8 protein-coding genes are annotated in these 6,474 nt (G+C 76.4%); 4 read left to right on the plus strand and 4 right to left on the minus strand.

Annotation, left to right across the window (positions count from 1 at the left end; all coding sequences use genetic code 11):
- Nucleotides 1-113 precede the first annotated feature (113 nt).
- Nucleotides 114-1,544, plus strand: coding sequence for an MFS transporter (locus E9549_RS16165; RefSeq protein ID WP_236827612.1), 1,431 nt, complete (start codon nucleotides 114-116; stop codon nucleotides 1,542-1,544).
- Between the two features lie 100 nt (nucleotides 1,545-1,644).
- The gene (locus tag E9549_RS16170) at nucleotides 1,645-2,436 is read left to right on the plus strand and encodes a hypothetical protein (protein ID WP_236827613.1); all 792 of its coding nucleotides are present in this window, start codon (nucleotides 1,645-1,647) and stop codon (nucleotides 2,434-2,436) included.
- A 205-nt stretch (nucleotides 2,437-2,641) separates the two neighbouring features.
- Here E9549_RS16170 and E9549_RS16175 read toward each other — a convergent pair whose 3' ends face one another.
- Together E9549_RS16175 and E9549_RS16180 are read right to left on the minus strand one after the other, a co-directional pair.
- A complete protein-coding gene (locus E9549_RS16175; RefSeq protein WP_236827614.1) occupies nucleotides 2,642-3,277 on the minus strand; it encodes a bifunctional 2-polyprenyl-6-hydroxyphenol methylase/3-demethylubiquinol 3-O-methyltransferase UbiG in 636 nt (211 codons plus the stop codon).
- Nucleotides 3,274-4,221, minus strand: coding sequence for an NAD(P)/FAD-dependent oxidoreductase (locus E9549_RS16180; RefSeq protein WP_236827615.1), 948 nt, complete (start codon nucleotides 4,219-4,221; stop codon nucleotides 3,274-3,276). Before E9549_RS16180 ends, E9549_RS16175 begins: the two co-directional genes overlap by 4 nt.
- A 67-nt stretch (nucleotides 4,222-4,288) precedes the next feature.
- Between E9549_RS16180 and E9549_RS16185 the strand changes: the two genes are divergently transcribed.
- Nucleotides 4,289-4,888: a helix-turn-helix domain-containing protein gene (locus E9549_RS16185; RefSeq protein WP_236827616.1), complete on the plus strand. Its 600-nt coding sequence runs from the start codon at nucleotides 4,289-4,291 to the stop codon at nucleotides 4,886-4,888.
- Here the strand turns inward: E9549_RS16185 and E9549_RS16190 are convergent.
- Entirely contained in the window at nucleotides 4,870-5,664 is a 795-nt protein-coding gene (locus E9549_RS16190; RefSeq protein WP_236827617.1) for an AraC family transcriptional regulator, read from the minus strand. The two genes, E9549_RS16185 and E9549_RS16190, sit on opposite strands and share 19 nt — an antisense overlap.
- Nucleotides 5,665-5,714: 50 nt before the next feature.
- Between E9549_RS16190 and E9549_RS16195 the strand changes: the two genes are divergently transcribed.
- A complete protein-coding gene (locus E9549_RS16195; RefSeq protein WP_236827618.1) occupies nucleotides 5,715-6,191 on the plus strand; it encodes a DUF2000 domain-containing protein in 477 nt (158 codons plus the stop codon).
- A 34-nt stretch (nucleotides 6,192-6,225) separates the two neighbouring features.
- Here the strand turns inward: E9549_RS16195 and E9549_RS16200 are convergent.
- The coding region (locus E9549_RS16200; RefSeq protein ID WP_236827619.1) for a Rieske 2Fe-2S domain-containing protein at nucleotides 6,226-6,474 on the minus strand (249 nt) is incomplete at its 5' end.

Below are 6,474 nucleotides of genomic sequence, written 5' to 3' on the forward strand. Positions count from 1 at the left end.
GGTCGTTCCCGAGAGGTCACACGGGCGCGGCGGTCCGGAAACGGCCCGTTCCTAGCGTCGGGCGGCACAGGAGCCACCCGCCCGGGCGGCCCCGGAGTGCGAGGGATGCGCCGATGACCACCACCCCCACCGCCCGGACGACCGGCGAGGAGGCCGCGCCCGCGCCCGCGCCCCAGGCCCGGCGCGGCTCCCGGTGGATCGACCACTACGACCCGGAGGACCCGCGCTTCTGGGACTCGCCGCAGGGCCGCCCGGTGGCGCGGCGCAACCTCGCCTGGTCGGTGCTCGCCGAGAACATCGGCTTCAGCGTGTGGCAGATGTTCAGCGTCGCCACCGCGGTGCTCGCCTCGATCGGCTACGGGTTCACGAGCGACCAGCTGTTCTGGCTGGTCGCCACCGCCGGGCTGGTCGGCGCGGTCATGCGGGTGCCGTACACGTTCATGCCGGCGCTCCTGGGCGGCCGCAACTGGACCGTGGTCAGCGCCGCGCTGCTGCTGGTCCCGGTCACCCTGCTCACGGTCGCCGCGACCACCGATCAGCCCTACTGGTTCTGGGTGCTGACGGCGGTCACCTGCGGCTTCGGCGGTGGCAACTTCGCCTCCTCGATGGCGAACATCTCGTTCTTCTACCCGGACAAGGAGAAGGGCTTCGCGCTCGGGCTGAACGCGGCCGGCGGGAACATCGGCGTCGCGATCATCCAGCTGGTCGGCCCGCTGGCGGTCACCGCCGGCGCGATCGCCGTCGTCGGTGGCAGCACGGGGACGACGGCGGACGGCGGGGCCCGCTTCGTGCAGAACGTGGCCCTCATCTGGGTGCCGTTCATCGTGCTGGCGGTGGTGGGCGCCTGGTACGGGATGGACAACCTCTCCGGCGCGCGGGCCGACATCGCCGGCCAGGCCGCGATCGCCCGCCGCAGGCAGACGTGGGTGATGTCCTTCCTGTACATCGGCGCGTTCGGCTCCTTCATCGGGTTCTCCGGCGCCTTCCCGCTGGTGCTGGCCAACGAGTTCGCCGCCGACACCTACCGCTACGCCTTCCTCGGCCCGCTGGTCGGCTCGCTGTCCCGGCCGTTCGGCGGCTGGCTGGCCGACCGGGTGGGCGGCGCGAAGGTCACCGTGGTCACCTTCGTCGGCCAGGCCGCGGCGATCGGCACGGCGATCGCGTTCCTGCGTGCCGGCAGCTTCGGCGGCTTCCTGGCCAGCTTCCTGGTGCTCTTCGCGGTCGTGGGCATGACCAACGGCTCCACCTACCGGATGATCCCGATCATCTACCGCGCCGAGGCGGCCGCCGCGCACCCCGGGGACAGCACCGCGGAGGTGCTCTACCGCGCGCGGCGCGACACGGCGGCGGCCGTCGGCATCATCTCGGCGGTCGGCGCCCTGGGGGCGGTGTTCATCCCGCGGGTCGTGTCGGAGTCCTACGGCGCGACCGGTGGCGTGGAGACGGCGCTGCTGGCCTTCTGCGGCTTCTACGTCCTCTGCGTGGCGGTCACCTGGGCGGTCTACCTGCGGCGCGGCACGCTGATGCAGCGCGCCGGCGTGTGAGCGGCCGGCGGCCCCCGGACCGGGCCTCCCGTGGCCCGCGCGGGTGAGCCGGCGCCGTCCCGGGGTGCAGCCGGACGTCCCGACCGACGAAGATCGCCGGGTGACCGCAGCCGAGGAGACCACGACCGGGCGCAGCCTCATCGAGGCCGGGGCCCCGGTGGCGGGGTCGATGAGCGCCGCCGCGGCGACCGTGGTCTTCGAGCCCGCCGCCGCCCGGGTGCAGGTGCACGACGGGTTCGCCGCGGTGCTCCGCCGGGCCGCCGCCGACGCCGCCGGCCTGCCCACCGGCCGCGAGCGGGTGCGGGCCGGGGCCGCGCTCGCCTTCGCGGTCGAGCACGCGGTGACGCTGCACCGCGCCGGGCGGGCGGTGCGCGGCGACGACTTCCTCGCCGGCCGCCCGGGCAACCGGCCGGTCGCCGACGAGCTGACCGAGACGGTGCTGCTGGCCGCCCGCGCCTCGACCGACGAGCGCCGGGTGCGGCACCTGGGCTACCTGCTCGCCGAGGTCGCCGTCTCCCCCGACCTCGACCCCGGGGTCGTGGGCCGGGCGCTGCGGCTGGCCGGCGCGCTCGGCTGGCGGCAGCTCGCGCTGCTGGCCGCGGTCGGCCGCCGCGACCGGGTGCCGCTGCCGATGACCCCGCTCGACGACGACCCGCGCGGCTGGACGACGTGGGCTGCGCGGGAGGACGTCGCCGAGCTGCAGCGCACCGGGCTGCTCGACCCGGCGCCGGCCCAGCCGCGACCCGGCGGCGCGGCGCTGCCCCGCCTCCGGATGGCCGACCTGCGGCTGACCCGCAGCGGGGTGCTCGTGCACCGGCTGCTCGTGCTGGAGGTGCTCCGCGAGGACGCGGTGACCGCCGCGCTCGCCGACCTGGGCCTCCCGCGCAGCTGACCCGCCGGATCGTCACCGCTTCGTGATCCGGGCGGTGGTGCCGACCGCCCTCCCCGGCACGTCTTCCCCGGCAGAGGACCCGGAGGGAGCCCGTCATGCCCGTCAGCCGGCACGCGCGGCCGGAGAGCGCAGCCGTCGTCGCCGCGCGCCAGCTGGCCGAGGAGGCGCACCACCGCCGGGCCCTCGGGGAATCCCTCCCCCGCCGCTACCGGCTCCTCGACGCCCGCCGCGCGACGAGCACGGTGTCGGGCACCGGGTTGCCGGTCCGCTCCGCCGCCCCCGGGTCGCGCACGCGGACCTCGGTGACGACGTCGGACCACTCGTCCGGGTCGAGCACGGCCGCGACGTCCTCGGCGGTGTAGAGCACCCCGGGCTCGTGGGCGTGGTGCTCCCCGTGGCCCCACCCGTCGCCGAGCAGGTGCCCGACCACCAGCAGCGTCCCGCCGGGCGCCACCGCCGCCGCCAGCCGCCGGAACACCTCGGCACGGTCCGCCCAGGTCGCGTGCAGGTAGTGCGCCGCCACCAGGTCGAAGCCGCCCGCCGGCGGGGCCCACTGCTCCAGGTCGGCGTGGACCCACTCGACCCGGTCCGCCAGCCCGCGGGCCCGCGCCGCCGCGGCGGCCCGCTCCAGGGCCACCGGTGAGAAGTCCACCGCGGTGACCCGCCAGCCCCGCTCCGCGAGCCACAGGGCGTCCCCGCCCTCGCCGGCCCCGGCGTCCAGCGCCGTGCCCGCCGGCAGCCCGGCCGCCTCCTCGACGAGCTGCCGGTTGGGCCGGCCGCTCCACACCGCCGGTGCCGACCGGTACAGCTCGTCGTAGGTCTCGCGGTCGGTGGCGCTCACGCCGCCACCTCCCGCCGCCGGGCGACCGCGTCCCGGGCGTCCTCCTGGACCAGGTCGGCGTTGATCATCGCCCCGGCGCGGAGGCCCTGCGCCGCGGCCACGACCACCTGCGCGCTCACGTCGCCGGTGTTGCCGGCGACCCAGACGCCGGGCACGTCGGTGCGCCCGGTCGGGTCGGCGGGCAGGTGCGTACCCAGCACCGCGCCGTGCATCTCCACCGGCACCGGCACGGCCCCGAGGTCGGCCAGCAGCTCGGCGTTGGCGACCATCCGGGTGGCGACGACGACGGCGTCCCGCTCGACCAGCTCGCCGGAGGCCAGCCGGACCGCGGCGGCGCCCTCCAGCCCGGCCACCTCGCCGTGGACGATGCGCACCCCCCGCGCCTCGAGCTGCTCGCGCTCCTCCTCGGTCGGCTCGGCGCCGGTGTGCACGAAGAGCACCACGTCGTCGGTCCACTGCCGCCAGAGCCCCGCGGCGTGCACCCCCATCGGGCCGGTGCTCACGATGCCGACCGCCCGGTCCCGGACCTCCCAGCCGTGGCAGTAGGGGCAGTGCAGCACCGTGCCGCCCCAGCGCTCGTCGACGCCGGGGATCGCGGGCAGCTCGTCGGTCAGGCCGGCGGCCAGCAGCAGCCGGCGGGCGCGCACGGACCCGCCGCCCTCCAGGGCGACCCGGAAGCCGCCGCCCTCGCGCCGCACCCCAACGACCCGGCCGGGGACGACGGTGCCGCCGTAGCCCTCCACCTCGCCCCGGCCGATCGCGTACAGCTCGGCGGGGGGCGTGCCCTCCCGGCCGAGGTAGTTGTGCACGTGCCCGGCCGGGGCGTTGCGGGGCTCCCCCGCGTCCACCACCAGCACGCTGCGCCGGGCGCGGGCCAGGGTGAGCGCTCCGCTCAGGCCCGCCGCGCCGCCTCCGATGACCACCACGTCGTACCGCTCGTCCATGGCGCCCACTGTCGGCCCAGGCGGCGGCTCCGGCAAGCATGATTGCCGGAGTGGCAAACTTGGCGGCATGACCGACGACGACGTCCTGGCCACCGTGGGCCCGCGGCTGCGCGCGCTGCGCACCGAGCGCGGCTCGACCCTCTCCGACGTCGCCGCCACCACCGGCATCTCGGTGAGCACGCTGTCCCGGCTGGAGTCCGGCGGGCGGCGGCCCACCCTGGAGCTGCTGCTGCCGCTGGCCCGCGCCTACGGCGTGGCGATCGACGACCTGGTCGACACCCCGGCGCCGGCCGACCCACGGGTGCACGGGCGTCCGATCGAGCGGGAGGACGGCATGACGATGGTGCCGCTGACCCGGCAGACCGGTGGCCTGCAGTCGTTCAAGATGATCCTGCCCGCCCGGTGGCGGGTGACCGAGACCGACCAGAAGACGCACGAGGGCTACGAGTGGCTCTACGTGCTCTCCGGCCGGATCCGGCTGCTGCTCGGCGCGCGCGACTTCGTGCTCGGGCAGGGCGAGGTGGTCGAGTTCGACACCCGCGTGCCCCACACCTTCTCCAACCCGTTCCCGGAGCCGGCCGAGGCGCTGGTGCTCTTCGGCCCGCAGGGCGAGCGGATGCACGTCCGCGCCCGCCCGGCGACCGGAGCTCAGGCCGAGCGGGCGTAGGCGGCCGGCGTCGTCGCCAGCATCCGGCGGAAGTGCCGGGTCAGGTGGGCCTGGTCGTAGAAACCGGCCGCCGTCGCCACCTGCGCGGCCGGCACCCCGTCGAGCAGCAGCCGGCGGGCGAGGTCGATCCGCCGGCCGGTCAGGTAGCGGTGCGGCGGCAGGCCGTGCCGCCGGGTGAACGCCCGGACCAGATGCGTCGGGGTGACACCGAAGCGGCCGGCGGCCACCCCCAGGTCCACGCCCTCGACCAGCCGCGCGTCCAGCAGCTCCCGCAGCGCGTCGGCCACCCGGGAGTCGCGGACGGTGCCGGGCGGCGCGACCACCCGGTCCAGCTGCTGCCCGAGCCGCTCGATCACGAACGCCAGCCGGCTCTGCGCCTCGAGGTCCTCCGAGTGCGGGGTGAGCGCCGCGTGCAGCCGGGAGACCCGGTCGCGCAGCACGTCGTCGGCGAACTCCGGCCGGTCCACGGCCCGCCCCACCCGCTCGGCCCCGAGCGCCTCCGGCTCCAGGTAGAGCACCCGCTGGCGGAAGCCCGTCGGCAGCTCGGACCGCCCGTCGTGCGGCACGCCCGGCGGCAGGAGCGTCACGACGGCCCGCGAGGCGCCGTGCGCGTGCCGGTCGAGGTCGTAGCGGACCGCGCCGTCGTCGACCAGCAGCAGCGTCCACGCGTCGTGGGTGTGCGACGGGTAGGCGTGGTCGGGGAACCGGGCGTGCAGCACCTCGGTCAGCCCGGGCACCCGCGGGCGCCAGGCCACCACCTCGGCCGGGCCTGTCACGTCAGGAACGTACAAGACCCCAGGGCGGTGGCGACGCGACGCTGGACGCCATGACGATCGCGCAGACCGCCTCCGAGAGCACGCCCGGCACCGTCGCCGTCCCCGGCGAGTCGGGCCCGCCCTGGCCGACGAAGATCGTCGTCCTCCTGCGCGAGGGGCTGCTGCCCTGGCAGGAGCTCAACGTCACCGCGTTCCTGGCCGGCGCGGTGGCGGCGGCGATCCCCGAACTGATCGGCCGCCCGTACGAGGACGCCGACGGCACCCGGTACCTGGCCATGATCCGTCAGCCGGTACTCGTGATGACCGGCTCGGCGGACGTGCTCGCCTCGGCCAGGGAGCGATCGCTGCAGCGCGGGCTGCCGACGTCGGTGTTCACCGCGGACCTGTTCGCCACGGGTGGGGACGCCGAGAACCGCGCCGCCGTCCGGGCGGTGGCCGCCGCCGACCTCGACCTCGTCGGCATCGCCCTGCACGGCCCGAGGAACGCCGTCGACAAGGTGGTCAAGGGCGCCCGGATGCACCCGTGAGCCCCTTCCGGCGTTCTGAGCACAAAGCGCCGCGTCAGAGGGTGACGACGAGGGCGCCGTCCTCCTCGTGCACCGGGTAGACGCGGATCGGGGCGGCGCCGCTGGTCGAGGCGCCGTCGGCCCAGCGGTAGGCGTACTGGTGCAGCGGGCAGACCAGCACGTCGACGTCGGTCTGCCCGTCGGCCAGCGGCCCGCCGGCGTGCGGGCAGGCCGCCTGGGTCGCGTGCAGCGAGCCGTCGCGCAGCCGGAACACCGCGATCTGCACCCCGCCCGCGACGAACGC

It is taken from the genome of Blastococcus sp. MG754426 (assembly GCF_021699055.1).
Lineage (GTDB): Bacteria > Actinomycetota > Actinomycetes > Mycobacteriales > Geodermatophilaceae > Blastococcus.